Consider the following 24,244-nt stretch of genomic DNA (forward strand, 5'->3'; position numbering starts at 1 on the left):
AGCCAGGCTAGGCTTGTCCAGCCACTCTGCCATTTGGGCCAAGGGCTGCCGGGCGCCGGCGAAACCTGCAACCACATCGCAAAGCGGCCCGGCCCGACGAGCTTCGGCGGCAATGCGCCCTCATATCGGCCGTTCGGTGCTGCACTTCGATCATCTCCCAAGCGGTCGTTCGCTATGGAATGACGTTCACTTCGCCTTTACCGGGATTATGGCAACCTCTCCAATCATGCGGGCCGGTCCGGATTTTCACTACTGATTGGATGTATGAACTATTACAATGTCATAGGTTTGCTGAACACGAGCATGGCTGCGATATTCTGTATCGCGCTGCTAACGATATGGCGAAACAATCGCGCCCTGAAATATATAGGGATTCTCGGCCTGTCCTATGGGATTCGGTCGCTGTGCTTCGGCATTTTCTACTTTGCCTTCTCCCTTGAAAATCCGGTTTTGCGATATTCGGCGAACATCTTCCTCCTGTTCGCGATAATGCTGCTCTCTGTCGGCTTGTCCAATCGGCGCTTACGACAGCCTCGCTACGGCGCTCTCCTTGCTATCGCTGCGATGACGCTCGGACCGCTCCACTATTATCAGTTCATCGAACCGAACCTGCTCGCCCGCGTCATCATTCTCAATTCTGGGCTGGCCCTGCTCAGCCTCCTGATGTTGTGGGATGTCGCGAAGGCGCCACGCCGCTCGCCGGTCGAGCAGGTTCTGCTCGGGTTGTTACTCGTATCTTGTGCAGGCTATCTTCTTCGCCCGCTCTTCCTGATCGCGTCAGGGGCCTCCGGCGAGCGGTTCGAAGGTTCCTACTGGCTTGTCGTTTCGATTTCTGATGCTCTTATCTGCGCGATGACTGCTGTTGGTGTGCTTGCGGTTATTGCAAGCGACGTGATGGATGAAATCAAGACTGATGCGCTGATCGACACCCTATCGGGATTGTTCAATCGCCGCGGCTTCGAACCGCGCGCACTAAGAGCATTAGCGAAGCGGACGGCCGGCAACCCGCCTGCCGTGATCCTCGCTGATCTCGACCACTTCAAATCGATCAACGATCTATTCGGCCATAGCGGTGGCGACTTGATCATTCGGAGGTTTTCCGAGGTTCTCAAGCAGAAGGCGCCCGGCGATGCGATCATGGCGCGTCTTGGTGGTGAAGAATTCGCAGTCATGTTGCCTTCAAATGCGAGCGCCTCTGCCTACCAATTGGCGGAAGAGTTAAGAACAGCGTTTAAACAAATCGCATCTGACACCGTAGCGGGTGAGGCACACCCGACGGCCAGTTTTGGCGTCGCGATTGCGCGGGAGGATGAAGGCCTCCCGTCTTTGATCGAGCGTGCCGATCATGCCCTCTATAGGGCAAAGGGCAACGGTCGCGATCGCGTTAATCTTGCCGAGTAAGCCACGCTAATATGGCCCTCTCAGAGGGCTACTGCAAACGCCGGACCGACTGTCCGCTATCTCTGTTGGACGTCCCAAGATCGGACAGTCCGCAATCGGTCCCAAAAGCGGCTCCAGAAATGTCGGCCCGCCTCGCCGATCCCACGCCCGGCCCGACCCTGCCGCCGCGCCGGGCACCCTGCCCTATCCAGGCATCGGCGCTGGTTGCCTGCTCCTTGCGGTCGCGGCGTTTGTGCTCCCGACGCCGCCATCGGCGCAGACAACACCTGCAGCGGACCGACATTTGCCGTGCGGCAAGTGGCGGCTAGCCGAGCAGATTGTCGGCGACGCGGGCAAAGACACGCGCGCCGATCGGGATCAGGTCGTCGGGAAAGTCGTAGTCGGGATTGTGCAGCGACGGGTGGGTGGTGCCGGCGCCGAGGAAGAACATGGCTGATCTGGCCGCGCGGCCGAACAGCCCGAAATCTTCCGATGCCCGCATCGGCAGGGCGTCTTCTGAGTGCCGGATGCCTTCATCGTCCAGCGCCTGCCTGAGATGTTCGACCGCCTCGGTTGCATTGACGCTGGCAATGAAAATCTCGTGGTAGCTGATGTCGTGGTCGAGGCCATGTACCGCTGCCGTCGTCGCCACCAGCTGTTCGGCAGCCGCGCACAGGCTTGCCATGTTGTCGTCCTGCCGGGTTCTCAGGCACGCCCACACCTCGGCATATCCCGGCGCAATGCCGAACACCGCCTCGCCCATCGTCGCATGCGTGACGGTGACCATGCGAAAGCCGTCGTCGGCGAATGTCGCTGCGCCGAGGCCGGGAAATGCTGTCACAAGCTCCGCCAGGGCCAGGCGCGGCGAGGTGCCGGTCTCGGGCATGGAGGAGTGCGCGGTCTTGCCCTTCAGCCGCACCCGCATGCCGCGCGAGGCGCAGTTGACCGTGCCGGCCTTGAGCCTGACGTCGCCGAGCGGCACGCCGGGCAGATTGTGCAGCGAAAAGGCAAAGTCCGGCGCGATCTGTTGATAACGCGGGTCGGCGACGACGCCGGCCGCCCCGTCGCCGGTTTCTTCGGCCGGCTGGAACATCAACACGGCGCGGCCGCGTGCCGGGCGCTTCCGCCCCAACCGCCGGCCAAGCCCGGCAAGGATCGCCATATGCCCGTCATGGCCGCACATATGCGACTTGCCAGGCACCAGCGACGCGTGCGCGGCACCCGACAGCTCCTCGATCGGCAGCGCATCGAGCTCGCAGCGAAACAGCACTGTCGGCCCTGGTGCTGCACCGTCATAGACCAAAGCGACGCCATGTCCGCCCATGCCCGTCAACACCGTGTCGGGAGCGCTGTCGCTGAGGAACGCCACCACCGCTGCGGCGGTGTTTTGTTCCTCGTTGGAGATCTCGGGATGCTGATGCAAATGCCTGCGCCAGGCCGTCAGTTCGACAAGGTCGTGATTGGTCAGGGTCAATTCGAACTTCTCCCGCTGCTGGTCATGACGGCCTTTCGGCACACGAAGCTGCGACCGCCCTGCTCCCCGCCACGACCATAACCGCTTCGGTTCGATCCTGCATGGTGGCGCAGCGGTTGCAACGCCTGTGCCAGCGCGAGGATGGCCGCGCTTGGCTCAAGCCGATTGGAGAAATGGGCCTTGCCGGCTTGAGCCAAGCGGCACGTTCCGAACGGCGGCCCACATCGCGTATCGGCAAATCATGACGCCGGCCTGGAAAAGCGAAAACAAGGCTGCGGCCAAGGGACGAACACTCTGCTTGCCTGCGTCGCCCATGTGTTCGTTACGCGCCGCCCGCTATCCGCCGCCCACTATCCGCCAGCCCGCTATCCGCTTGCAGCTAGCTCCTTCGGTTGCCTGTCAGACGTCGACAATGTGGCGTAGCATCCGACCTGGTCGCCCGAGGGATTGGGGGGCAAGATGGGCGTTGACGGGTTTCGACCGGCGGGCGTCGTTGCGGTTGCAGTTGCGGCCGCGAACGCCCTGGCCCTGCCACTGGCCCTGCCAATGGCCCTGACCCTGGCAATGCTCGCAGGCATGATGCTGCCTTGGGCTCCGCCGGCACATGCCACCGATGTCGACACCGCGATCGTGTTCGCAGTCGATGTCTCGGCATCCATCGATCCGAGCACGGCCGCCCTGCAACGCGACGGCCATGCCGCGGCGATCTCCTCACCCGAGGTTGTCGCGACCATTGCCCGCAGCCGCAGCGGCTGCATCGCCGTCACCTATGTCGAATGGTCAAGCCAGGGACAAATGCGCCTGGTGGTGCCGTGGACAAGCGTCTGCGGCGGCGCGGACGCGCAAGCTGTCGCATCCGGCATCCGCAATAAGGGCGACAGGGGTTATGGATGTCATACATACTGTGCGACATCCATTTCGTTCGCAATCGATCTGGGCGTTCTGCTGCTCGAGAGCTTTCCTGGGCATGCCGCCCGCAAGATCATCGACATCTCGGCCAATGGCACCAACAATGATGGCGTGCCGGTTGAAGAAAGCCGGCTGCGGGCGATCGCCAATGGCTGCACGATCAACGCGATCGCCTTGCCGGAAGTGCTGCGCGGCATTCCGCGCGATCTCACCCGGTATTTCGCCGACAATGTGATTGGCGGTCCGAACGCCTTCGTCATGCCCCTGTCCACCCCGCGCGACTATGCACTGGCGCTCAGGCGCAAGATGGTGAGAGAAATAAGCCGGTCGCTCAGCAGTGAAAAAATGCTCGCCCAGCGGTAGTTGCCCCGAGCAATTCCACGACCCGAGCATTCCACGACCCGAGCATTCCACGACCCGGGCAATTCCACGACCCGAGCATTCCAGGACCAGGGCAAGTCCAGCAAAACTGCGTAGCGGGCCAGCCATTCCAGACAGCTTGGTCAAAGCGGATCATGCCTGGGCACGGCAGCTTGGTCCGGCTTGGCATTTTCGCGCAGCGTCCTGGCCAGGGCCTTGGCTTTGTCGAACTCGGCGCGACGGCGCGCAATGTCTTCGGCGGAGATACGGTCCACATTCTGATAGTCGAGCTTCCAGTCGGGGCTTGCGCCCCACACCAGCGGCGATTGCACGGTGGTGCGGGCAGCTGGCGCTCGCTCGAGCACGTCAAGGGCAAGCTGCAGCGTTGCGGCTTGGGAAGCCAAATCATTGGGCCGCCCCGCGGCATTGCCAAGGGGAAAATCCGAAAACAAAAACCGCGGCACGCCGACGAACTCGACAATGTCCTTGGCGCAGCCCATCACCACGGTGGCGATGCCGTTGGTTTCCAGCGCGCGGGCGGCAAGGCTGACGCTCTGGTGGCAAACAGGGCAATTGGCAACCAGGATGGCCGCGTCGACGGCATCGCTGCGGCAGCGGGTTACGATTTCGGCACAGTCGACTTCAAGTGTCGTGCGCTGGCTGCGATTGGTTGGAAGCCCGTGAAAACGCCGCGCCACTGGCCCGCTACGGCCACGCTCCGCCGCGCGGCGCATTTCCGGCAGCGGAAAGTAAGTGCCGGAATCCTCAGCCGTCGTGTGCTTGCGGTCAATGGCGACGTGTGAAATGCGCAGATCGTGGTCCTGGGAGGTGTCGCCGGAATAGACGGTGTAGAACTTCGCCGCCGCGTTGTAGGCTGCGCCAGGTCCCTGATCGCCCTTGCCGGGCTGATAGGGCGCTGCCGTTGTGACGATGGTCACGCGACAGTGCTTCAGCGGCTTTTGCAGCGGTTGAAACGGCACAGTGGCATAGTGTGCCCAGCTGTATGGCTCGCCATAACCAAGCGCCAGATAATAATCGCGGATGCGTTGCATGTAAGGGATCGGCGCATCATCGGCAGACGCAAAACCGAACCTGTCGCCATGCGCGCTCGTCATCGCTGCAAGATCGCTCCGTCAAACGACTATGCCGTATTGATAGCAGGCGCGGACGGCGGCGCCATTGAAATCTGCCAAGCGCAGCCTGTCGTGCTGATCCACTCGTCTGGGCGGAACCGCCCAACGGCCTGCAATGAGCCGGTCGCGCCGCTGCTGCCATGGTGCCCCAAGCCGGCGCCGCCGCGTCTGCCGCCGCCACTGGTACCGCGGCCGGCGCATCACCCGCTGCTACCGGCGGCGTGTCTGGTATCGACACTGGTAGCTGACGGCATCGGGCACATGGCCGCTCTGCTTGCGGCCCCGGAACGGTCATTTTCCAGGCATCCGAATTCCAGCCCTCCGCAACCTCGTCAGCCGGCACGGGCGTTGTCGCCGTCAGGCCCTTGGCCTAAGATGAGCCCGTCACTCCTCAGCTGCGAGGATGCAATGATCAAGCAGACACGCTTTTTGGCAATCGGGGCCTGGCCGGTAACAAAGGCCTTGTCGGTGATCGGGGCTTGCTCGCTGCTTTGGCTTGTTGCGCTGCCGGCCCAGGCGAATGAGCTGGGTGATCTTGTCAGGAACGGCGACGTCGCGGCGGTGACCTCGGCCCTGGACAAGGGTGCGGCCATCGACGAAATCGACGGTGTTACGGCGCTCTATATCGCCTGCGAAACCGGAAATGCCGCGCTGGCGGAACTTCTGGTCAACCGTGGCGCGGACGTCAACCTGCCCGTCAGCTGGCAGCGAACGCCACTCTATGCCGCCACCAAGGCCGGCTTCGCCGACATCGTCAAGCTGCTGCTCGGCCATGGCGCCGATCCAAACCAGCTGGCGAAAGGGCAGACCCCGCTGCATGTGGCTGCCGAGACCGGCTGCCTTGCCTGCGTGACCTCCCTTGTCGAGGCCGGGGCCGAGGTCAACGCCCTGACGTCGAATGGCAGCCCGCCTATCCATCTGGCCAAGCTCGCCGGTCACGACGACGTCGTCGCCTATCTCAACAGCCACGGCGCCAACGGACCGACAATCCAGCCGATTTCGCCACGACTTGCCTCGGCAGATGCGCAATCGGGCAAGGACATTTTCGGCACGACCTGCGCGGCCTGCCATCTTGCGGCACCTGGGCTCAAGGTTCCGAAACGCGCCAATCTGTGGGGCATCGTCGGACGGCAGAAGGGTTCTGAGAGCGACGTCCAGTATTCGTCAAGCCTGAAGCAGGCCGGAGGCGTCTGGGGCTTCGAGGAGCTCAATTTTTTCATCGCCAATCCCGCCCTCACCTTGCCTGGAACGGACATGTCGTTCCCCGGGCTGGCGGACGAAAACCAGCGTGCCGACCTCATCGCCTATCTCAGGACCCTGAGCGAGACCCCGCTGCCGCTTCCCGGCAAATGATTGCCCGCTGAAACGGATGCGGATGCGCTGCAGGTTTCCCGAACGGCTCGTGTGTCACTGGCATTGCCGGTCCAAACGGCGGCGACATGCAGATCCTGTGCGCCGAAAGCCGGCAAGCGGCGCTTAGGTTCAAGCGCAAGCTGGTCACGACTTCTGCTTGGGCTTCGCTGATGCCGGCTTTTTGCGGATGCGCATGCCCCGCCCTTCCGGATTTTCGATCTCAAAGGCATTGGTTCCGCGGACGACATCGCTGAGCTTGCGGAAGCCGAAATTGCGGGGATCGAAGTCGGAGGACAGGTTCGACAATTGCTTGCCGACCGCTGACAGCGATGCCCAGCCATCTTCCGTCTCGACCTGATCGAGAACGCGGCGGATGATCGGCGCGGCCGCACTCGGCGGCTGCAGCGGCTTGGATTTGCTTCCTGCCGCCTCCGCATTGGCCGGCGCATCGGGCAGCAGGTTCTCGGTGTAGGTAAAGCGTCGACAGGCCTGGCGGAAACTCTCCGGTGTCTTCTGCTCCCCGAAGCCGAAGACATCGACGCCCTGCTCGCGGATACGCGCCGCCAGGCGTTAGAAGAAATCATGGCGCGCCCCTTTGCTTTGCAGGTCCGTCAAGGGTTTCGCAAGTGCGTATCCGTGCGAATTCGGGGCAACGATTAGAGGGCTGAGCAATAAGGGCTTGGTGCTGATCCATTGCTTTGGCTAAATTTAGATTCTGGTGCTTTGATTCTTCGCGAGGGATTTATGGACGGCAGATTGAAGAACGAGGCTACCGCCGAATTTCTTCATGGCGACGCGATTGAACAGCTCTACGTTGTTCCGTCTGGAAGCTGCTCACTGGTAGTGTCCTCGCCCCCATACAACATCAGGAAATTGTACGAGCGAAACGACCGACGCACGTATGACGAATACATCTCTTGGCAACGAGAGGTGGCAAAGGAAACGGTCGCAAAACTGACCCCTGATGGCAGCCTTTGTTGGCAGGTTGGCACCTACGTGTCCGATGGTGAGATTTTCCCCTTGGATATTCCATTCGTGGAAATATTCCGGAGCTTAGGGCTGAAGCTTCGTAACCGGATCATCTGGCGGTACAATTTTGGACTAAACGCGGACCGCCGATTTTCCGGTCGCTATGAAACTTTGCTATGGTTCACCAAGTCTGACGATTACTATTTCAATCTGGATCCGGTAAGAATTCCACAGTTGTATCCAGGAAAGCGCCACGGCGCCAGTAAAGGCGCGAAGGCGGGTCTTCCGAGCGGGAACCCGCTCGGCAAAAATCCTTCGGATTACTGGGAATTCCTTGCAGAGAACGACTTTAAGGAAAATCCGGTTTGGGACATTCCTAACGTGAAGTCTCGGCATCCGGAGAGGACTGATCATCCATGCCAGTTTCCGGTCGAACTGGTTGAGCGTTGCGTGCTCGCCCTGACTCGACCAGGTGATACCATCCTTGATCCATTTGTAGGCACGGGGGCGACTGCCATCGCAGCGTTGAAGCATCAACGAAATGCGATCGGGGTCGATCGGGAGTTTTCCTATCTTGAGATTGCCCGCAAGAGGCTTGCCGAGCTCGCCGAGGGTATTCTGCCATTGCGCCCCTTAGGAAAGCCCGTCCGGAGACCAAAGGCAACCGAGAAGGTGGCGAAGGTTCCAGACGAGTGGAGAATGGCGGCGGCGGCGGAATAAGAGAGGCCTTGGGGGGGGGGACAGGATGGCGAGTTCGAAAAAAAAGAAGAAGGCAAAGAAGAAGATTCTTAGCCCAGAGGAGAAAGCCACCCGCTCATTGCAGCGTCGACATAGGAACGAGATCCGGGCCACCTTTGTGGCTGCAGGTTTCTCTAGAGTCGATGGCGCTGCGGACAAGCAATTTACATTCGATGGTGTGACAAGCGATTTTGACGACGCTTTCATTATGGAGAACGTGATCGTCTTCGCCGAGTATACAATCACCAAAGAGTCCGAGATATCGGCGCACATAAAGCCGAAATATATTCTCTATGAGAAGATCGCCAAAGGTCAGGCAAGTTTCGTCGCCTTCGCAAGAGGAGCACCACTAAATCTCGAAGGGTCGCTCGATAGCAAGTATAAAAATGAACATTTCCGAGTCGTCATCCTCTATTGCTCGCTGAATACGGTGAAAGCGGAGCTAAAGGAGCAGATACCCTACGCAACATTCCTGGACTATAGCGTAGTTCGATATTTCAAATTGCTGACGCGAACCGTTAAGCTCTCGGCCAGAAACGAGATGTTGGCCTTTCTGGGAGTGGGTTACAGCGAATTCGGTGATCGCGCTGTTATGAGCAACCCACCATCGCGTGAGCCCTTTCCTGGATCAGTATTACCCGAAAGCCATTCAAATTTTCCGCAAGGATTCAAGGTCGTCTCATTTTACATCGATCCGGCAGCTCTGCTGTCGCGCTCGTACGTGCTGAGGCGTGACGGATGGCGTGAACGAAGCGGGCTCTACCAGCGTATGATCATACGAGGGAAGATCGAATCGGTGAGAAAGTATCTCGTCGAGCACAAGCGTGTCTTCGTGAACAATATCATTGTGACCCTGCCTGATGGCACCAAGGTCCTCGATCAGAACGACGATACGATCGATCCTGCCAAAATAAACAAAACGCAAGCTGGGACGATATCGATCCCCTATGACTTTAATTCCATTGGCTTGATAGACGGCCAACATCGCGTTTTTTCGTATTACGAGGGTGGAACAAACGAAAAGGTAATCGCCCCTCTGCGAACGCAGCAGAATTTGCTTGTGACCGGAATTATTTATCCCTCGGGCGTAGGTCCAGACGAGAAGACTCGCTTCGAGGCGGCTCTTTTCTTGGAAATCAACTCAAATCAGGCAAATGCCAAATCGGAGTTGAAGCAAGCAATAAATCAAATCATTCGCCCGTTCACAGTCGACTCTATTGCCCGTGATGTCCTTGACAAACTCAATGATGGGACCGGCGCGCTTGCTGACAAATTTGCCCGGCATTACTTTGAGACGCAGTTCATCAAGACTACTTCGGTGGTCAGTTATGGTCTGCGACCTCTTGTTCGACCCTCTCTACCCGGGCCGATTTTTAGTCGTTGGACAGACCCCGACAAAGATACGTTTGTTGCCACCGAGAACGATGTGGCTCGTAAGCGGTATATCGATCATTGCGCAACTCAGATCGGCGTTTTTATAGCGGCGGCGAAATCTCAATTGCCTTCTTCGCTGTGGACAACTGACCGGAAGGTTAAGGATAGACTCCTGACGCCAACAGTCATCAACGGGTTAATCGGCGCCATGCGACAGGCAGTTGAGGCTGGTGTCCCGATGAGTTTTGAGGCTCTTCGGATTGCTTTTTCTGGCTTGGGTGAATTCCCTTTCAGCACATACACATCGAGCCGGTACACTGTGATGTCGTCGGATATTTATACGCAGTTTCTTGCGTCGCTGGCTACCGCATCCGCGGATAGCGACTAAACTTGCCGGAGCCTCTGGTCGCCGGGTGGCAACCCGGTTCGACAAGTATGAAAGCGGTGATGTTCCCGGTATCCGTTGGTGTGGCGACTATCTTGTTTGGCAATGCCAAACGCCGCCGGTCCGCTCCCACCCCCTCGCAAGCCGCCCTAGACAGTGCACCTACGCTGCAACACAGCTCTTTGAGAGCGTGCAAACTGACAACGGTTCCTTTGATCGAAAATTCATGCGACTTGGCCCCGTCTCCTTAGGTGGAAAACATTCATGACTACCCAGTTCGCTATCACGGCAGTCGATGTTGACTTGCCGAAGCTCGGCCCTCAAAGATTGCGCTTCACTGATCATGCTGACGCCATGTCGCGCTCGACGATTTTGGTCGGGCGCAACGGCACCGGCAAATCGACAATATTGCGTGAGTTGGCGATGGCGTTTCGGGCGTATTTTGCGACCATGAAGCCGAGCAGCCGGCAGGGCCGCGATCGTGTCGATTTGATCGCTATCAGCGTCAACGAGCAACATGCAGTGCTGAGCCTAAGGAGCAGTTCGAAGGAGTTCCGTGAGGAGCGTGAAGTGATTACCGGCCGCGGCCTCAAGCCACGGCGGTTGATCGCTTTGTCTTTCACCCCGTTCGACAAATTTCCACCTGCTGACGATACGTATCGTCGCGACCGCCCATTGGTCGAAGATCCGTTCTACGTCTATCTCGGTTTCAAGAATGACTATCGTAGCCTTTCGCCGCGTGGGCGACTGCTGCGCTCGATCGACCAGCTTGCCTTTGCCGAATCTACTCCGCAGGCAGATAAACGCGTAGTCGAGGCGTTCGCCGCGATTGGCTACGATCCCGTCATCAAGATCACATACGAGCTCGACACGGCCCGAGTGCGCCGCTCCGGCTATATGGACGAGGCGCAGATGGTAGCTCTCGAGAAGAGAATTGAGGAGTTCGCACGCGCCTCCGGCATCAAGCGCAAGCAGCTATCCTATCGATTCGATTTCCGGTACGGTCGGCGCGACGTGACTTTGCCGATCAGCTTCGAGGAGATCCGCGACCTTACCCGCTCCGGTCTATTCAGGCTTGTCTCGGTAACCCTTGATCGCGTCGAGGGCGAGCCGGTAGAGTTGCTCGAACTCTCCTCTGGCGAGCTTAACCTCTTGTCGGGCTTCTTGGGGCTTGCCGCTTTTCTCGAAGACGGTTGCCTCATTCTCATCGACGAGCCTGAGAACAGCCTGCATCCCGAATGGCAAATCCGCTATGTCGAGATGCTGGAAACAGTATTGCGCCAGCATCAGGGCTGCCATTATGTCATCGCTACACATTCACCGCTGATAGTCAGCGGCGTCGCCGACCGCAACGCGAAGGTGCTTCGGCTCGACCAGCACCCGATAGAAGTTCCCAGCGAAGTTCTCGCAAATGCGTCGCCCGACGCGACACTACTCAACGCTTTTCATACCGTTACTAAGGGTAACAATTTCCTGAAGCAGCTGGTCTTGGAGGCGCTAACGCTCGTTGAAACCGGGGAGCATCATAGCTCCCGTGCGCTAGATATTGCTAATTTCTTGGCGAGCAAGGTCGAGCAAATCCCCCACGAGGACCCGCTTCGCGAGCTCACCGCCAATGTGATCCAGGCGCTCCTGTTGCCGCGATGATCGAGCTCTTGCAATCAGAGCTGGCCGAGATTGCCGCGGTACGCATAGCGGTCAGCGAGTCCAATTTTAACAGCTGGTTCGACAAGTCGGGCATCAAAGCCCGTTTCAAGAAGGCGTGCATGCAGCAGCAGCGATTGCGGTGCTGCTATTGTCGCAAGTTCAAGGACACGACCAACAACAACGAATGGGATCTAGAGCACGTCCTATGCGAGCAATGGTATCCGCAGTTTTTCGCCACCCCCGGCAATCTCGCGGTCGCGTGCAAGCAGTGCAATATCGCCAAGAACCAAGCAGACGTACTACTCCCTCAGCCGCGACCGGATCCCCGCCTGGAGGAACTACCCATCGAATCTCACCGCTACTCGATCCCGCATCCTTGGATCGATGATTGGGACGCGTTTCTTTCACACGTGAATTATCAAGTCTATCGTTCAGATAGCGAGAAAGGCCTTGCGCTCATCAAGCTGTGCAAGCTCAATAAGATCGCGGTGGAAGAAGGTGGACTGAACTACGACACGGTTGCCGCCGCGGTCAAAACCGAGTTTTTCGAGTTGGTCGACAATGCGATCGACCCGCCACCTCTGGATGCAGAGGTGCTGGAGCGCGTTGCGCGCCTCACTGACAATCTTCAAGAACTCCAGGTAGATGCGCGTCTAAGAGCACTCGGGAGAACGCTTGCCACACTCGCGCGGGGCGCGGCGAAGCGAACTGCCGAACAAGCAGTGATTGAAGCTGGGCGCATCGCTTGCAATGAAGGCTTGGCCGAGGTGAGCGCGTCGGTGACGAACCTGGTTCAGGCGCAGCCTGAACCGATTGATGCCTATCCACTCGCCGCCCCGCCAGCGCAAGGCGCTTCTATCCTTCCTGAGCCTTCTTCCTAAGATCTGCCCGATGACGGGCATAGGTTTAGGGCAGCTAGTCTGCAAGCAGACCTGCCGCCCCAGCTCCTTCCGCCCCCTCACCCACCCACCCGCCTCCGCGCCGTCTGAATCCCCCACATCACCGCCAGATCATCCAGATCAGCGCGCAAATTATCCGCCATGGTCAGCCTTTCGCGTTTGTGCGGGGTGATCTCGGCCAGTGCCCGGCCTTCGGCGCAGACCAGCTGCAGCACCTGGTAGCCGCGGTGGCCGACGAGCTGGCGGCAGCGGGTAAGTTCGTTGGCGGCGACGATGCGGGCGGCGAGCGGGTCGCCGCGGCCGCCGTCGACGCGGTCGAGCGCATGGTCGAGGCTGCGCACCGTGCCGCCGGCCTTTTCCCAACAAGCGCGGAAGCGGTCGGCTGCCTGCTTTTGCGCGCGCGCCAGGAAGCCGCGGGCAAACAAGGTCTCGACGGCACTTTCCCTGGTGTTTTTCTGGGCTGCGATGATGCGCGGAAACGCCTTTTCGCCGTCACGCGCCGGCCGCCAGTCGGGGTTTTCGACCTCGACTGTCACCAGCGGGCTCGCCGGCCGCTTGCTCGTCTTGCGCATACCCGACTTGCCCGGGCCCGCCTCGCTCTTGGCCGACTTGCCCGGGCCCGACGTGCCGATGCCCGACTTGCCCAGGCCTGCCTTGCCCAGCTTCCCCATGCCTGCCTCGCCAACCGTGCCCATGCCAACCGTGCCCATGTCTGCCGTGCCCATGTCTGCCGTGCCCGTCTTGCTCATACTGGTCTTGTTCAGCTTGGCCCTGCTCATAGTGGTCTTGCCCGGGCGCGCTCGACGACGACAGGCTTGCGGCCGGGCCGAAACAGCCGCTCTGCCTCGGCCCGGGCGGCGCAAACCTTGTCGCCAAAGCCGCGGATGGTGCCGTTGACGTGTTTTTCCTGGGCCTGGTAGGCGGCGATCAGCGCCTTTTCGCGCGAGGCATAACCCGCCGGCCGCTCGCCTGACATGACCGGCCAGTAGTCGGCCTTGTGGCTGTAGCGGACGAGGCCGCGCCAGGCCCCGTCGATCCATTCCGCCTTGGCGTGGAAGTGGTTCATCATCTGTCTCCGAGGATCAAAAGACGCGGCAGCGTGATGTTGCGTGCCGCCGTCGGCACTGCTGCCTTGGCCGCGGCGGAACGGGCAAAGACCGGATCGCCCAGCACACGCGCGGTCAGGTCGCGGTCGTCATGTGGCAGCTCGGCCAGGCGCGCGGCAAACTCGGCTCGTGTCACCCTGTCGTCATAGCGGCGAAAGCCGTGAGCCACCGGTTGACAGCGCGCAAGCTTGGCCTCGGCGCGCTTGCGCCGGTAATCCGGGTCGAGCCGGCAATGCACCGTGTCGGGCGAAAGACCAAAGACCACGGCGATCTGGTTGAACTTCATGCCGGTTGTGCGCATGCGGGCGGCAAGCGCCAGGTCCCAGGCCATGGCGTCGGTTTGCTGCTGTTTCATCACGCCCTCTTCAACTGTGACAGGATCTGTTCGGACACCGGCACGCGCCAGCTCTGGGCCAGCGCCACCAGTTCATCGAGGCCGTTGCGATCGGCCGCGGCCAGCAGGTCGGCGCGGCCGTTGCGGATCGCGGCCTGCAGCAAGGGCAGCTTGAGGCACATGCGGGCGTGCTCATCCGGCCTTGGCTCGCGACGCGGGGCGCGGGCCGGCCCCCGGACCGGCACAGCCAAAGCCTTGCGGCCGCGGTGCGGCATGATCTCGGCGATGCGGCGCACCTCCTGCACGAACGCCGCCACCGAAGGCGCAAAGCTCTGGTTTTGGCCCGCCACCGCACCTGTGGTGAAACGCTGCGCTGCCTCGACCACCGCCTGCGGCGTCATACCGGCCAGCACCGCCTCATAGGTCTGCATCGTCAGGTCGGGATTGCCCGATGTCTGGGGGAAGGAATTCAACATTGCGGTGATTGCCAAATAGGCTTTCTGGTCCATGGGAAGCTCCTAGTCGGTCCATTGCGACGTCGACGAAATTGCGTTTGCGCTGGGGTGGCGCGCGCGGCCGGCGCTCGGCGGCATGGCGGCACCAGTTGCGCCAGGTCGCCGGCCAGTCGAGCTTGAGGCCCCGGTGGCCTGGTTGCGAAATCCAGTAGTCGCGGAATTTTTCCGCCTCGCGCGCCGCTTGATCCGGCGAAAGCCCGGCCTTGCAGGCGTCGGCGACATCGGGACAAAAGTCGGGAGGAAGCCGGCGCCCGCGCTTTTTTAAACAAGCTTCAGCTTGTTGTTTTTCCGCTCTGGCCTCTGGCTTCTGGCTGGCAGGGCCAGCGCATGCCGGCGGCATTGCAGCGGCAGCAACGGATGTTTGATCGTGCTGGCTTTTCTGCCATCTGGCGCTGGCTGCCTGTTTTCCTGCCGCCGACTTTTCCTGGCGCCAGGCGCCTTCCTTTTCGACACGCCGGTTCCACAGCCCGCTTGTCACGCGGCTGATCTTGCCCTCTGCCACCAGGGTTTGAAGCGTCGCCTTGAAGGTCGCATTCGAGGCGCCGCACAGCCTGGCAAGGCGGGCATGATCTTCCGGCACCGGTGCGCCACGCTCATACATCGAGGCGACCAGCGTGATGTAGATGCCGGTCTCGACAGCACTCATGCCGCGCGTGCCGGCCAGCCAGTCGGAGGCAAAGAAGCGGACCCAGGGCATCTCGCTCATGCCGCCACCTGCCCGTCTGGCTGGATCAGCACGACGCAGCGCGGGCGGTCTTCAGCCCATTCACCCGGGCCGTCTTCGGTCGATTTCAGCACCGCACGGCACTGGTCTTTGAGGGATCTGAACATCGGCAATGATTTCCATAACGGAAATCATTCGTCAAGCAGTTATTTCCAATTTGGAAATTTTGCGCTTTCCGTTCTGGAAAGCTAGATTTTCGCCATGCAGATTTTCTGCCATGCCAGATTTTCGCCGTGAAAGAGTTAGCCATGACAGATATCGAAGCGCCGCGGCTCTATATCGAAGAATGGATGGCGACCATTCCTGGCCTGGACAGGAAGCGGCTCGCCCAGCGCATGAAGGTCGCCGGCGGCACGATCTCCAAGAAGCTCGCCAGGCCCGGCAACATCGACGGCGTCTGGCTGGCGCAGTTTGCGGCAGCGCTTGACCTCAGCGACCCGGTCGAGCTTTACCGCGATCCGACGGCTGCTGCCGTCACCTCGCCTGAAAACAAGCTGCGCGCCGCCCTTTTGGCCTTTGGCATCGACAAGGACGACCTCGGCAAGGCGGTCGCCGTGGTCAAGGGTTTCCTCGATGACGACGGCGAACGATCAGAACCAGCCCTTCCTGGTGATCGATCTGCACCCGCCAGTCGCCGCCGTGCAAAAGAGCCATCGCGGTAGAGATCTCGGCTGCCTTGCGTTTCACCACCATCATCGGATCAAGCGGCGCTGCGGCGTGCGCTGCATCGCGCAGCCCGGCCACGATCTCGTCATTGCGGGATCGGTACCGCGCCTTGATCTGATGTCTGATCGCCATCCCGGCTCCTCTCACTGCAGGCGATAGGAACATTTTCCTTGAAGTGGAGTCAAGAACATCGAAGGAAAATATTCCTCCTGTCACCAATTGAGAGTGCCGTGGAAAGGTGATTGGAGCGACCCGGCTGATTTGGGACAAAGCTGTTCATGTTCAGGTGGAAGACCGCAATCATTGTTGCCGCAGGTCTCGGCCGCTTTCTTGTGGTCAGGATGCTGTCGCGCGGTTTTGGCGCTGTCGGCGGCAAATAGCTCCTGAAATAACTGGGCGCCCGCCCTTCCGGGCGCCGATTGGCAGGACGTTTTCAAGGCCATGAACGCTGCGGGCGCAACGATGGATCGGGTCGCTTACCGCGCTTGACCCCACGGACGAAAACTGTGCCGGGCATCGAGACGGTTCTGCCGCGCCTTGCCGGCGGTTGAAGGGCCGTCGGTGCGGCGGCGGCGCGCCGAGATTGCCTGTGGCATAGCCGCCGAGTAGCCAGGCTCGCCCCTGCCCCCAGCCGATTCGCAGCATCCGCAAGTAAGGGTCACCGCGTTGATTTCCATTTTGGAAAAACTGGGATTGACAAGGTTGTTTCCATAATGGAAACTTTCCCCATCACCTCGGATGGAGCGATCGATGAATGCCAGCAAGGCCTTTGCCACAGACTGCGGTTATGCTGGCCAGAGCCCCGTTATGCTCGACACGTTGGAAACCATCCGCCGCCGCGGCATCGCCGAGGCGCGCAAGGCGCATTTCGCCCGCAAGAAGCTCACCGACGCGATCACCTCAGATCCGGAGCTGTTTCAGGCGATGATCCACCCGGCGCAGTCGATCGCCGAAGCGCTCGAAGACATCGCCGCCTTCATCATCCGCACCCGCAACATGCCGACCTGGCGCCGCCACAACCATGCCGCGGCGATCGCCAGGGCCAAGGCCAGGCGCCTCCACCTGCGCTTCTTCCGCCGCTTCGCCACGGAGATTCTGGCGCGCAAGGCCGCCTGATGCGTTCCGGCTTGATCCCCAACGCACGCGACCGCGTCCGCCTCGGCCATGCGGCCGTCGTCATTGGCCCGGCCGAAAGGCCATGAGCTGCGACGAGGGACCTCACCAACGCGGCGATGGCGCTCGGTGACGAACTCGCCGCCGGCAAGTGCTGCGACGCGCCCGCACCGGCGCAGACGTTTGATCCCCGCCGCGCCTTGCGCCGCACCCGCCTGGCCCTCACCTCTCCCGATGCCGCAGCACCAGTGCACTGCGACGCAAAGCTCGATTGGCAATGAGGATGTTACATGCACCAAGACACAAGAACATCCGGGGGGATTTCATGAACAAGCTGCTACTGGTCGCGCTTGCGGCCTTCGCAGGCTGCGCAACGCCGCCATCCAGTATCAACGCCATCCAGTATCAAGGCCGGGCCGTCAGACGGCAAGCAATGCACCCAGGCTGACAAGGATCGCCTCGCCGATATCACATCGCGGCAGCAGCGCGTGGCCAATCAGGACGCGCTTGGCGTCTTCATGATCGGTGTCCCGCTCGGCGGCTCGGAGACACACGAGCCCGAAATCGCCCGGCTGAAAGGCCGCTGCGGCGCCAAATAATCCTTTTCGGGTCAATCGGTGGCCGGTGCGATCCGTTGACTTGTCAGCATGGCGGACGGACGAGGCTAAGCCCCATCAGTCTTGGCCTTCAGACGTCTGGCACTGAGATACATCATTGCCGACGCCGCTTTGGTGCGGTCCCAGCCGGCGGCCTCGGCATGGTCCAGAAGCTTGTCGACATGTTCTGACAACGCGCTTTGGCATTCGGCATCGTAAGCCAGGGCAGTTGGGTGATTTTCGGGCGATTTCATCATCGGTAGCTTTGCCATTCGTCACGTCCGCGTAGCCTGGAGAGGGCGCCAGCCAGCTGCCGCCCTCTCCGATCAATCCCTCTCCGATCAATCAGGCGTGGGCCGATCGGGACCCCGCAATTTCCGGCGGCATCTCGCCGTCCTCAACCAGGATGTCTTTCTTGCGCGCAAAGGCGGCGAAGACACCCCTGGCTGTCTCAGCGTCGATGTCGCCAGACAATGCAGCTTTGCAGGCTCTGATCGCCGCTCGCTGCTCGGGGCTGTTTCCGCACCACTCCATCGCAAACTGAAAGGCATCGACGACGGTATTGAGTTGGCGCGGGAAGCCAAGTCCGACCCAGACACGGATGGGCTTTTCGAAAGATTGTGCAAGCATCGCGCGATCCTCCGCCTAGGCACCGAGACCGCTTGCGCCAGCCTTGCCCCCTGTCATCCATGGCAGCGGGATGCTGACCTCTTCGAGAATATTGGCCGATCTGGCGAAACCGCAGAATGCCTGTCGCGCGGCGCGGAGCGGATAGTTGCTGTCAAATGCGCGTTGACAGGCGCGCAGCGCCGTCTCGTAAATCGTGCCGCGTCGGTTCTTTGGCCATTCATAGAGAAATTCGAGGGCGTCCTCGAGACAGGCTATTTCCTCGATAAGACTGTTTCCGGACTTTACGAAAACAGGGCTGTCGAACATCCGATCGCTCATCATATCCTCCAAGTCGAACGAAAGTTTGCGTTTCTGGATAGGCCGATACCGACAGCGGCAACGACCCGCGCTCGATATGTGTCGGCAAATTTCCGGTTTCAAGAGCAGTTTGACCAAAGCAATCGAGCAAGCCGGGCGGCGCCAGCCCACCAGCTCGCCGGCTCATATCCGCAAAGCAAATCCTGCCCCTTCCAACCGTCGGCGGCGATAGCGCGCTGGCGCTGATCGCGCTTCCATTCGGATTGGAGCCACGCGTTGCGCCGCACCCGCCCGACCCCAACCCCGACACCCGCCGCCGACGCTGCAGCGGAAGCGCAGGCAAAGCGCGATGGGCAATGAGGCTGCACCCCTCCGCCATCAAGGCCGGACGGCAAGTGGTGCACAAAGGCCAACGCCTCGCCGACCGCGACAGCAGTGCGTCGCCAATCAGGATGCACCGGCGTCCTGGGGCATTTTTTGTCCACGCCTGAAACGAAAAGACGCCGCATGGCAGCGGTTGAACGATGCGACGCTTCGGCGATCTTGCCTTGCGTTTGCGCCCGTGATAGGTGCCAAATGTATCGCGAACGCTGCCCTGTTCGCTCGACGAGAGCAAACAATCAGGGCAAGCCATGAAACCCATCACCACCATGTTCATCCGCAAGGCATCATCTGTGATGCTGCTTGCGAGTTCCCTGCCATTCGCCGCCTGCTTGCCTGCAGCTGCCTCCGACGCGCGCGCCGCAGCGCCCGCAGGGTTTGTGTGGACCGGCGGCTATGTCGGCATCCATCTCGGCTATGGCGGCGGCCGCACCACGGTGACCGAGCTGGATGGCTATTCCTTCTCGGTGTTTGGCGACACCGCCTTCAAGTTCAGTTCGAACGGCTTCCTCGGCGGCGTTCATGCCGGCTACCTCTGGCAGTCGGGCCAGCTGGTTTATGGCCTGGAGATGGATTTCACCGGCGCCGACATCGACAACACCGTCGCCAATTCGATGATCCCGGGCTCCGATGAGAGCTTCTCGACCAGCATCGACTGGTTCGGCACCACCCGCGCGCGCCTGGGCTATTCGATCGACCGTTTCTTGCCTTTCGTCACCGGCGGTGTCGCCTTTGGCCACGTCAAGAGCAGCTATGACGACAATGATGCCGGCCAGGACAACCACGCCGTCGCCGACGATGTCGTCGCCGGCTGGACCGTTGGCGCCGGTGCGCAATATGCCCTGACCGACAACTGGTCGCTGCGCGCCGAATATCTCTATGTCGACCTCGAAGACAGCCAGGGCTCGTTCGAGACTGGCGGCGACAGCTTCAGATACGACTTCGACAACAACATCCATGTCGTGCGCCTCGGCGCGAGCTACAGATTCTAGTTCGCCACAGCCAAACCCCGGCCTCGCGCCGGGGTTTTTGTTCGCACGCGTGAAAAAGACGCTCCGCTGCGTGGCGCTCGGGAAGATCGGTGGCGAGCTGGACGACGGCCCCGGCGACGCAAAGCATTCAGGCGATCCCGTAGCGTGCGAACGGCTGATTGCAGAGCGGCGTTGCTGACCAGCGTCGCACGATGTTCGCCAAGCCATGCCTCGACGGCCAGGTTCCGCGCATCCCGCCGGATGACGATCCGGTGGCTGTTGGGATCACGCAGCGTCGGCATCTGCTCGATGGTCGCCACACCGTTGGACCGCCGAGCGGTCGGAATGGCGCGCCGGCTTGAACGCGCCCAACAGTTCGGCCGCAACAGCCTGCATCTCGCCATAAGGCCGGTCATTGGTACACCAACGTTTTTTCTTTCGCCGATCGACAAACTCCGCTACCCAGCCAATGGGGGCGGATATTGTTGGAGCGACCTGATGACTGAAGTATTGCCCAGACCGAACGACCAGCTCATCGAGCTCACCGCTGATATCGTAGCGGCCTATGTCTCGAACAATCCGGTACCCGTCGGAGACCTTGCCGGGTTGATTGCGCAGATCCATTCCAGCATCAGCAAGCTCGATACGCCATTGGCGCCGGAGCAGGAAACGCCGACACCTCGGATGTCGATCAAGAAGACCGTTACCCCTGACTACATCATCAGCCTGGAAGACGGTAAGCGCTATCAAACCCTCAAGCGGCACCTCAGCGGCCTGGGCCTGACCCCGGACACCTATCGCGCCAAGTGGTCGCTGCCACAAGATTACCCGATGGTGGCTCCGGCCTATTCGGCAAGGCGCTCGGAACTGGCTAAAAGCATCGGCCTTGGTCGCAAGCCAGCCGAAATAAAGCCGGTGAAAAAGCCCGCGAGGACGACCAGGGCTTAAACCACTGAGATCCCCCAAGGGGATAACCAACAATCAAAGATGCGCTGCGATGAGCTGGGCTTCTGCGCTAGAGCTCGCCCGGATAGCCCCCGGCAACGGCAAAGAGAGCGGGCTGGCAAGCCCGCTCTCGCGTTGACAATGCGTGCCTAGCGAGCCTGTCTATTCCACATCCGCAGTTTGCCCAGAGCCGCGACGAACCCGGGCATATCCTCAGGCGTCGAAAGGCGGATGACGCCCTCATCCAGCGCCTCGTTGCCGCAGACCTTCTCGATCAGCGCATTGGCAGCCGTAACATGCCCGATGAACTTGCAGTGCGCGAAGGCATCGGAAACAAAATCGCGAACATTTGGGTTGCCTGACAGGGCCGGCATTGCCTTCTCATCCGGCAGCAGCGCAACCGCGTCATAAAGCACCGAAGGAGCCCCGGCGATCATCTGGTCCGCCGCAACGATGCTGCCGTCGCTCAACTTGGCGCCGCCGACTTTGGGCGCGATGATCTCGAAGCTGGCCCCGGCCTTGGCGAGCGCGTCCTTGAGCGCCGAAAGCAGGGCGGCATCGGTGCCGTCGGTGACAAGAATGCCGAGTTTTCGTCCTTCGAAACGCTCCGGGCCGTTGGCAACAATGCTGAGTGAAGCTGCCGGCTCGAGATCCTGGCGCGTTGCCATCGCAGCATCGGCCGCCTTGGGCATCGACTGCAAGCCGAGATCGGCGGCGACGCCATTGGCCAGGCCGCGATCGACATTGAGCAGATGCGCCACCATGCGCTCCCGGATGACTGGGGTCTTGACCTTGGCGAGTTCAAAGGTCAGCGCCGCTGCGATATGGGCCTGCTCCGGCGGGGTCTGGCTCAGGTAGAATTGCCTGGCCTGGCTGTAGTGATCGGCAAAGCTTTCGGCGCGCAGCCGCTGCTTGGGGCCGGCCTCGACGTCGGCAAAGGAGCGGAAGCCCAGTTGCGGAGATTCACGCGGCCCCTCGCCCCAGGAATTCGGCTGGTAGTTGGCGCGGCCGACCGGGTTGCGCATGGCCATGTGACCGTCCTGCTGGAAGTGATGGAACGGGCATTTGGGCGCGTTGATCGGAATATGGCTGAAGTTGGTGCTGCCCAGCCTTTTGATCTGGGTGTCGAGATAAGAGAAGTTGCGGCCCTGCAGCAGCGGGTCGTTGGAAAAGTCGATGCCGGGCGGCACGTTCTGCGTCATGAACGCCACCTGCTCGGTCTCGGCAAAGAAATTATCCGGCACGCGATCGAGCACCAGGCGGCCGACCGGGATGGGAGCCAACAGCTCCTCGGGAATGAGCTTGGTGGCGTCGAGCACGTCGAAATCGAAACTGTCGGCGAACTCCTGGTCGAACAACTGAAGCTGCAATTCCCACTCCGGGAAATTGCCTGCCTTGATCGCGTCCCAGAGGTCGCGGCGATGGAAATCGGGATCGGCGCCGTTGATCTTGACCGCCTCGTTCCAGACCACGGATTGAAGGCCGAGCTTGGGTTTCCAATGGAACTTCACAAAGGTCGATTCATCCTTGGCGTTGACCATCCGGAAGGTATGGACGCCAAAACCCTCCATGAACCTGAACGAACGCGGGATGGCCCGATCAGACATCACCCACATGACCATGTGCATGCTTTCAGGCGTCAGCGAAATGAAGTCCCAGAAATTGTCGTGGGCCGATTGCGCCTGTGGAAAGCCGCTATCCGGCTCGGGCTTCACCGCATGGATGATGTCGGGAAACTTGATCGCATCCTGGATGAAGAACACCGGGATGTTGTTGCCGACGATGTCCCAGTTGCCCTCCTGGGTATAGAGCTTGACCGCAAAGCCGCGGACGTCGCGTGCCAGGTCGACCGAGCCCTTGCTGCCGGCAACGGTGGAGAACCGGACGAATGCCGGGGTCTTCTCGCCTGGACGCTGGAAGATGTCGGCGCGGGTGTATTTTGCCAGCGACTTGTAGGTCTCGAAATAGCCATGCGCGCCATAGCCGCGGGCATGCACCACGCGCTCGGGAATGCGCTCATGGTCGAAATGGAAGATCTTCTCGCGCAGGTGGAAGTCTTCAAGTGCCGTCGGGCCGCGGGCACCGATCTTCAGCGAGTTCTGGTCATCTGAGACCGGGCCGCCCTGAGCCGTGGTCAGCACCGGGGTCGCGCCTTCGGCCAGCTGGTGCAACTCGCCGCCTTGGCCGCGCTGAAGTTTCTGATCATGGATCGTGGCAAGCTTGCCCGACGAGCGGTTCAGTGACGGGCGGTTCCCCGACGGGCGGTTCCCCGACGGGCGGTTCAGTGACTTGGCCATGGCTCATTCCTTGGAGAGGGGGTGCGGTTGCGCACATCATCCTCAATGCCGCGACGCCGGTGCGGTTCCCTTTTTGGTCGCGAAATGAAGTTGGCGTCGGCGATGCCGCTCGGAACTGGCGAAAAGCATCGGCCTTGGTCGCAAGCCAGCCGAAATAAAGCCGGTGAAAAAGCCCGCGAGGACGACCAGGGCTTAAACCGCTGAGATCCCCCATGCCGGCAGGAGCAACCTCCAGCAGGCGCGCCAGCAGACCATCCGATACGGCAGGGCCGGCTCCCGGCCCTGCTTCGCCCTGGGCGAACAACTCACGCACGATGGCGTCGACCTTCTGCCGCTTCACGCGCTTCGCGGGATCGGTCACCACCGACAGGGAGCCCGGCGCCCTCAGCTCGAGCAATGCGGCCTCATATGAGGCGTTGACCACCCGAACCGGAATGATGTCGCTGGCAAGAGCGCTGCCGTAAGCCGTGGCACCGCGCGCGGCCATGCCTGCTCTTGCTCGACACCTCCGGTCCGAAGGCCCGAGAAGCGCCCCTTGACGCGCTCGGCGCCGTCGATGACGAGCCCGCCAGTGATCTGTGGCTCAACCATCGGCACCGCGAACGTCACCATGTCGCCGGGACGATCAGGACCTCGTTTTCATAGCGCTGGAGCAGCCTCTTGACAGTGGCCGACAGCGGCCATGAACTGGCCCCCGTTTCGACCGGACAGTTGGCATGAAGCGGGAGGCTTGAGGCTATCCTCAAGGGCCCACAGGGGGGTGACTGATGCCGGAGAGTAAAGACGTCAAGAATCTTAGCTTTCTCAAGAGGTTCAGCCTTATGGAGCGTGAGGCCAGGGCAGCCGATTTGAAACCTTGGAACTTTCATGAAAACAGCAAGTGGTACCGCGAGAAATATGATGAATACGGGCTATTACGCCCCATTCAGACGTTTTGTGGTTTTGTGGCGTTCGTTATCATCGCGTTCGGGATTTGGACCCTCTCCGGCTCTCCCTGACTTGCGAAGCGAGTGCCCCTCGGGGTCTTCTTGCGGTCACGCCGCTTCGC

At 60.8% G+C, this 24,244-nt stretch carries 25 protein-coding genes and 1 pseudogene; 12 read left to right on the plus strand and 14 right to left on the minus strand.

From position 1 onward, the window contains the following. The first annotated feature begins 264 nt into the window (after positions 1-264). A complete protein-coding gene (locus tag IHE39_RS29185; RefSeq protein WP_192568979.1) occupies positions 265-1,401 on the plus strand; it encodes a GGDEF domain-containing protein in 1,137 nt (378 codons plus the stop codon). A 304-nt stretch (positions 1,402-1,705) separates the two neighbouring features. On the opposite strand, the gene IHE39_RS29190 is transcribed toward IHE39_RS29185, so the two are convergent. After that, entirely contained in the window at positions 1,706-2,854 is a 1,149-nt protein-coding gene (locus IHE39_RS29190; RefSeq protein WP_192568980.1) for an amidohydrolase, read from the minus strand. Positions 2,855-3,313: 459 nt separating this feature from the next. Between IHE39_RS29190 and IHE39_RS29195 the strand changes: the two genes are divergently transcribed. After that, the gene (locus IHE39_RS29195) at positions 3,314-4,126 is read left to right on the plus strand and encodes a DUF1194 domain-containing protein (RefSeq protein ID WP_246485681.1); all 813 of its coding nucleotides are present in this window, start codon (positions 3,314-3,316) and stop codon (positions 4,124-4,126) included. A gap of 140 nt (positions 4,127-4,266) precedes the next feature. On the opposite strand, the gene IHE39_RS29200 is transcribed toward IHE39_RS29195, so the two are convergent. Continuing rightward, complete coding sequence (locus IHE39_RS29200) at positions 4,267-5,238, minus strand: glycine reductase (RefSeq protein WP_192568981.1); 972 nt, start codon at positions 5,236-5,238, stop codon at positions 4,267-4,269. 426 nt (positions 5,239-5,664) lie between these two features. Here IHE39_RS29200 and IHE39_RS29205 point away from each other — a divergent pair, with 426 nt between their 5' ends. Further along, positions 5,665-6,609: an ankyrin repeat domain-containing protein gene (locus tag IHE39_RS29205; protein ID WP_192568982.1), complete on the plus strand. Its 945-nt coding sequence runs from the start codon at positions 5,665-5,667 to the stop codon at positions 6,607-6,609. A 144-nt stretch (positions 6,610-6,753) separates the two neighbouring features. Here the strand turns inward: IHE39_RS29205 and IHE39_RS29210 are convergent. Continuing rightward, positions 6,754-7,179: pseudogene (locus IHE39_RS29210) on the minus strand (OST-HTH/LOTUS domain-containing protein); the annotation flags it as partial. A gap of 174 nt (positions 7,180-7,353) precedes the next feature. Here IHE39_RS29210 and IHE39_RS29215 point away from each other — a divergent pair. The 4 genes from IHE39_RS29215 to IHE39_RS29230 all read left to right on the plus strand — a co-directional run bounded on the left by IHE39_RS29215 (position 7,354) and on the right by IHE39_RS29230 (position 12,603). Continuing rightward, the gene (locus tag IHE39_RS29215) at positions 7,354-8,298 is read left to right on the plus strand and encodes a DNA-methyltransferase (protein WP_192568983.1); all 945 of its coding nucleotides are present in this window, start codon (positions 7,354-7,356) and stop codon (positions 8,296-8,298) included. A gap of 25 nt (positions 8,299-8,323) precedes the next feature. Continuing rightward, positions 8,324-10,078 (plus strand): DGQHR domain-containing protein, encoded by a 1,755-nt coding sequence (locus IHE39_RS29220; RefSeq protein WP_192568984.1) that lies wholly within the window; start codon positions 8,324-8,326, stop codon positions 10,076-10,078. 261 nt (positions 10,079-10,339) lie between these two features. Further along, the gene (locus IHE39_RS29225; RefSeq protein WP_192568985.1) at positions 10,340-11,722 is read left to right on the plus strand and encodes an AAA family ATPase; all 1,383 of its coding nucleotides are present in this window, start codon (positions 10,340-10,342) and stop codon (positions 11,720-11,722) included. After that, positions 11,719-12,603: a hypothetical protein gene (locus IHE39_RS29230; RefSeq protein ID WP_192568986.1), complete on the plus strand. Its 885-nt coding sequence runs from the start codon at positions 11,719-11,721 to the stop codon at positions 12,601-12,603. The genes IHE39_RS29225 and IHE39_RS29230 overlap by 4 nt, the downstream gene beginning before the upstream one ends. A gap of 77 nt (positions 12,604-12,680) precedes the next feature. Here IHE39_RS29230 and IHE39_RS29235 read toward each other — a convergent pair whose 3' ends face one another. From IHE39_RS29235 to IHE39_RS31020, 6 genes are read right to left on the minus strand one after another with little or no spacing between them, the layout of a single operon-like run. Beyond that, positions 12,681-13,400 carry a hypothetical protein gene (locus IHE39_RS29235; protein WP_192568987.1) on the minus strand — a complete coding sequence of 240 codons (720 nt, stop codon included), beginning with the start codon at positions 13,398-13,400 and terminating at the stop codon, positions 12,681-12,683. After that, positions 13,397-13,687 carry a hypothetical protein gene (locus IHE39_RS29240; RefSeq protein ID WP_192568988.1) on the minus strand — a complete coding sequence of 97 codons (291 nt, stop codon included), beginning with the start codon at positions 13,685-13,687 and terminating at the stop codon, positions 13,397-13,399. The genes IHE39_RS29235 and IHE39_RS29240 overlap by 4 nt, the downstream gene beginning before the upstream one ends. Continuing rightward, positions 13,687-14,082, minus strand: coding sequence for a hypothetical protein (locus IHE39_RS29245; RefSeq protein ID WP_192568989.1), 396 nt, complete (start codon positions 14,080-14,082; stop codon positions 13,687-13,689). The genes IHE39_RS29240 and IHE39_RS29245 overlap by 1 nt, the downstream gene beginning before the upstream one ends. Beyond that, the gene (locus IHE39_RS29250; protein ID WP_192568990.1) at positions 14,082-14,492 is read right to left on the minus strand and encodes a hypothetical protein; all 411 of its coding nucleotides are present in this window, start codon (positions 14,490-14,492) and stop codon (positions 14,082-14,084) included. Before IHE39_RS29250 ends, IHE39_RS29245 begins: the two co-directional genes overlap by 1 nt. Further along, positions 14,479-15,282 carry a YdaU family protein gene (locus tag IHE39_RS29255; RefSeq protein ID WP_192568991.1) on the minus strand — a complete coding sequence of 268 codons (804 nt, stop codon included), beginning with the start codon at positions 15,280-15,282 and terminating at the stop codon, positions 14,479-14,481. Before IHE39_RS29255 ends, IHE39_RS29250 begins: the two co-directional genes overlap by 14 nt. Continuing rightward, positions 15,279-15,407, minus strand: a complete 129-nt coding sequence (locus tag IHE39_RS31020) for a hypothetical protein (RefSeq protein WP_281399422.1) — start codon at positions 15,405-15,407, stop codon at positions 15,279-15,281. The genes IHE39_RS29255 and IHE39_RS31020 overlap by 4 nt, the downstream gene beginning before the upstream one ends. Positions 15,408-15,548: 141 nt before the next feature. Between IHE39_RS31020 and IHE39_RS29260 the strand changes: the two genes are divergently transcribed. After that, entirely contained in the window at positions 15,549-15,962 is a 414-nt protein-coding gene (locus tag IHE39_RS29260) for a hypothetical protein (protein WP_192568992.1), read from the plus strand. Positions 15,963-16,716: 754 nt separating this feature from the next. Next, entirely contained in the window at positions 16,717-17,082 is a 366-nt protein-coding gene (locus IHE39_RS29265; protein ID WP_192568993.1) for a hypothetical protein, read from the plus strand. A 661-nt stretch (positions 17,083-17,743) separates the two neighbouring features. Here the strand turns inward: IHE39_RS29265 and IHE39_RS29270 are convergent. From IHE39_RS29270 to IHE39_RS29280, 3 genes are all read right to left on the minus strand, one after another. Continuing rightward, positions 17,744-17,947, minus strand: a complete 204-nt coding sequence (locus IHE39_RS29270; protein WP_192568994.1) for a hypothetical protein — start codon at positions 17,945-17,947, stop codon at positions 17,744-17,746. A 73-nt stretch (positions 17,948-18,020) separates the two neighbouring features. Continuing rightward, on the minus strand, positions 18,021-18,305 hold the full coding sequence (locus IHE39_RS29275; protein ID WP_192568995.1) for a DUF982 domain-containing protein: 285 nt from the start codon (positions 18,303-18,305) through the stop codon (positions 18,021-18,023). Between the two features lie 15 nt (positions 18,306-18,320). Further along, positions 18,321-18,623, minus strand: a complete 303-nt coding sequence (locus tag IHE39_RS29280; RefSeq protein ID WP_192568996.1) for a DUF982 domain-containing protein — start codon at positions 18,621-18,623, stop codon at positions 18,321-18,323. 611 nt (positions 18,624-19,234) lie between these two features. Here IHE39_RS29280 and IHE39_RS29285 point away from each other — a divergent pair. Together IHE39_RS29285 and IHE39_RS29290 are read left to right on the plus strand one after the other, a co-directional pair. Further along, positions 19,235-19,975, plus strand: coding sequence for an outer membrane protein (locus IHE39_RS29285; protein ID WP_192568997.1), 741 nt, complete (start codon positions 19,235-19,237; stop codon positions 19,973-19,975). A gap of 477 nt (positions 19,976-20,452) precedes the next feature. Further along, entirely contained in the window at positions 20,453-20,902 is a 450-nt protein-coding gene (locus IHE39_RS29290; RefSeq protein ID WP_192569017.1) for a Ros/MucR family transcriptional regulator, read from the plus strand. 146 nt (positions 20,903-21,048) lie between these two features. Here IHE39_RS29290 and katE read toward each other — a convergent pair whose 3' ends face one another. Continuing rightward, positions 21,049-23,196 (minus strand): catalase, encoded by a 2,148-nt coding sequence (gene katE / locus IHE39_RS29295; RefSeq protein ID WP_192568998.1) that lies wholly within the window; start codon positions 23,194-23,196, stop codon positions 21,049-21,051. Next, complete coding sequence (locus IHE39_RS29300) at positions 23,102-23,683, minus strand: DnaT-like ssDNA-binding protein (RefSeq protein WP_192568999.1); 582 nt, start codon at positions 23,681-23,683, stop codon at positions 23,102-23,104. The genes katE and IHE39_RS29300 overlap by 95 nt, the downstream gene beginning before the upstream one ends. 280 nt (positions 23,684-23,963) lie before the next feature. On the opposite strand from IHE39_RS29300, the gene IHE39_RS29305 reads away from it, so the two are divergent. Next, positions 23,964-24,194: a hypothetical protein gene (locus IHE39_RS29305; protein WP_192569000.1), complete on the plus strand. Its 231-nt coding sequence runs from the start codon at positions 23,964-23,966 to the stop codon at positions 24,192-24,194. Positions 24,195-24,244 lie beyond the last annotated feature (50 nt).

The sequence above is a fragment of the Aminobacter carboxidus genome (genome assembly GCF_014863355.1).
Taxonomy (GTDB): Bacteria; Pseudomonadota; Alphaproteobacteria; order Rhizobiales; family Rhizobiaceae; genus Aminobacter; species Aminobacter carboxidus.

What these genes read in the sequence shown, in the direction of transcription:
- IHE39_RS29195 (WP_246485681.1), top strand. Translation starts at nt 3,314, where the DNA reads ATGGGCGTTGACGGGTTTCGACCGGCGGGCGTCGTTGCGGTTGCAGTT.
- IHE39_RS29200 (WP_192568981.1), bottom strand. Translation starts at nt 5,238, where the DNA reads ATGACGAGCGCGCATGGCGACAGGTTCGGTTTTGCGTCTGCCGATGAT.
- IHE39_RS29250 (WP_192568990.1), bottom strand. Translation starts at nt 14,492, where the DNA reads ATGCAGACCTATGAGGCGGTGCTGGCCGGTATGACGCCGCAGGCGGTG.
- IHE39_RS29265 (WP_192568993.1), top strand. Translation starts at nt 16,717, where the DNA reads ATGAATGCCAGCAAGGCCTTTGCCACAGACTGCGGTTATGCTGGCCAG.
- IHE39_RS29230 (WP_192568986.1), top strand. Translation starts at nt 11,719, where the DNA reads ATGATCGAGCTCTTGCAATCAGAGCTGGCCGAGATTGCCGCGGTACGC.
- IHE39_RS29260 (WP_192568992.1), top strand. Translation starts at nt 15,549, where the DNA reads ATGACAGATATCGAAGCGCCGCGGCTCTATATCGAAGAATGGATGGCG.
- IHE39_RS29255 (WP_192568991.1), bottom strand. Translation starts at nt 15,282, where the DNA reads ATGAGCGAGATGCCCTGGGTCCGCTTCTTTGCCTCCGACTGGCTGGCC.
- IHE39_RS29290 (WP_192569017.1), top strand. Translation starts at nt 20,453, where the DNA reads ATGACTGAAGTATTGCCCAGACCGAACGACCAGCTCATCGAGCTCACC.
- IHE39_RS29270 (WP_192568994.1), bottom strand. Translation starts at nt 17,947, where the DNA reads ATGGCAAAGCTACCGATGATGAAATCGCCCGAAAATCACCCAACTGCC.
- IHE39_RS29305 (WP_192569000.1), top strand. Translation starts at nt 23,964, where the DNA reads ATGCCGGAGAGTAAAGACGTCAAGAATCTTAGCTTTCTCAAGAGGTTC.
- IHE39_RS29185 (WP_192568979.1), top strand. Translation starts at nt 265, where the DNA reads ATGAACTATTACAATGTCATAGGTTTGCTGAACACGAGCATGGCTGCG.
- IHE39_RS29300 (WP_192568999.1), bottom strand. Translation starts at nt 23,683, where the DNA reads ATGGCCGCGCGCGGTGCCACGGCTTACGGCAGCGCTCTTGCCAGCGAC.
- IHE39_RS29275 (WP_192568995.1), bottom strand. Translation starts at nt 18,305, where the DNA reads ATGCTTGCACAATCTTTCGAAAAGCCCATCCGTGTCTGGGTCGGACTT.
- IHE39_RS29220 (WP_192568984.1), top strand. Translation starts at nt 8,324, where the DNA reads ATGGCGAGTTCGAAAAAAAAGAAGAAGGCAAAGAAGAAGATTCTTAGC.
- IHE39_RS29205 (WP_192568982.1), top strand. Translation starts at nt 5,665, where the DNA reads ATGATCAAGCAGACACGCTTTTTGGCAATCGGGGCCTGGCCGGTAACA.
- IHE39_RS29225 (WP_192568985.1), top strand. Translation starts at nt 10,340, where the DNA reads ATGACTACCCAGTTCGCTATCACGGCAGTCGATGTTGACTTGCCGAAG.
- IHE39_RS29280 (WP_192568996.1), bottom strand. Translation starts at nt 18,623, where the DNA reads ATGAGCGATCGGATGTTCGACAGCCCTGTTTTCGTAAAGTCCGGAAAC.
- IHE39_RS29240 (WP_192568988.1), bottom strand. Translation starts at nt 13,687, where the DNA reads ATGAACCACTTCCACGCCAAGGCGGAATGGATCGACGGGGCCTGGCGC.
- IHE39_RS29215 (WP_192568983.1), top strand. Translation starts at nt 7,354, where the DNA reads ATGGACGGCAGATTGAAGAACGAGGCTACCGCCGAATTTCTTCATGGC.
- IHE39_RS29285 (WP_192568997.1), top strand. Translation starts at nt 19,235, where the DNA reads ATGAAACCCATCACCACCATGTTCATCCGCAAGGCATCATCTGTGATG.
- IHE39_RS29235 (WP_192568987.1), bottom strand. Translation starts at nt 13,400, where the DNA reads ATGAGCAGGGCCAAGCTGAACAAGACCAGTATGAGCAAGACGGGCACG.
- katE (WP_192568998.1), bottom strand. Translation starts at nt 23,196, where the DNA reads ATGGCCAAGTCACTGAACCGCCCGTCGGGGAACCGCCCGTCGGGGAAC.
- IHE39_RS29245 (WP_192568989.1), bottom strand. Translation starts at nt 14,082, where the DNA reads ATGAAACAGCAGCAAACCGACGCCATGGCCTGGGACCTGGCGCTTGCC.
- IHE39_RS31020 (WP_281399422.1), bottom strand. Translation starts at nt 15,407, where the DNA reads ATGTTCAGATCCCTCAAAGACCAGTGCCGTGCGGTGCTGAAATCGACC.